The sequence below is a fragment of the Vibrio qingdaonensis genome (genome assembly GCF_026191675.1).
Lineage (GTDB): Bacteria > Pseudomonadota > Gammaproteobacteria > Enterobacterales > Vibrionaceae > Vibrio > Vibrio qingdaonensis.
In genome coordinates this window covers 1-1148 of sequence record NZ_JAKRRY010000124.1, presented here as the reverse complement: position 1 = coordinate 1148, position 1148 = coordinate 1, and the positions used below count along the sequence as shown (strand labels likewise).

General features: G+C 45.4%; 1 pseudogene. It reads left to right on the top strand.

Annotated features, from left to right (window positions below):
* Nucleotides 1-57: 57 nt before the first annotated feature.
* Nucleotides 58-1148: pseudogene (locus tag MD535_RS25605) on the top strand (IS3 family transposase); the annotation flags it as partial.

Here is a 1148-nt window from a genome sequence, read left to right as displayed (position 1 = left end):
TAATGGAACTGGACACCGAATTGAGAGACAATCTTTGTCAGATCAATGAGGTGATAAATGACTCAGAAAAGAGCTTACAAACGCTACCCTAAAGAATTTAAAGAAGAAGCGGTAGCATTGGTGCGAGAGCAAGGCTATACCGTTCCTCAGGCCGCCGAAGCCGTTGGTGTAACAACAACGGTCTTATATAAGTGGAAGGAAAAAATCGAAGCACAACTTGATGGCACTGAGCTATCTGATGATGAGCGTGACGAGCTCAAGAGACTTCGCAAGGAAGTCAAAGAGTTGCGCATGGAGAAAGAAATTTTAAAAAAGGCGTCGGCCTTCTTCGCGAAAGAAATGAAGTAAAGTTTAACTTCATAAAGGTCGAGTCGGAAAACTACCCGACATTTCATCTGTGTAAAGCGATGAGGGTAAGTCGCTCAGCTTATTACGATTGGCTCACCCGTCCTGCTAAGGTAATTACGGCTGAAACACTGAATTTGTATCGTCGTACTAAGGCGCTTTTCGAGAAAAGTCGACAGAGTCTTGGTAACCGAGAAATGGTGAAAAAGCTACGCGAGGAAGGCTTTGCTGTTGGGCGCTACCGCGTTCGCAGTGTAATGAACAAATTAGGTTTGAAAGCGACTCAGCGAGTCGCCTACAAGGTGACAACCAAACGCAAGCACAGTGACGCTGTCGCCGACAACTTGTTGAATCAGAATTTTAACCCTATGGCCCTGATCAAGTTTGGGCCGGTGATGTGACCTACTTGAAAACCGGAGAAGGATGGATGTATTTGGCTGTTGTCATGGATCTGTATTCTCGTCGCATCGTCGGCTGGCATATTGATAAACGCATGACTACAGACTTGGTTAGCAAGGCGCTAATTAAAGCTTACAACTTACGCCAACCAGTTAAAGGGCTTGTGTTTCATAGTGATAGGGGCTCGCAGTATACAAGTAAAAAATACAGCAAACTGCTACAAGGATATGGCATTCGAGCCAGTATGGGTGATGTTGGTGCGTGCTGGGATAATGCGGTAGTCGAACGGTTTTTCGGTAGCCTGAAGCATGATTGGTTATTTAAAGTTTACCAGCCGACTCGGGCGCATATGAAGAAAGATGTTTCAGCCTACATGAGGTATTACAACCTCGAAAGGCTGCACA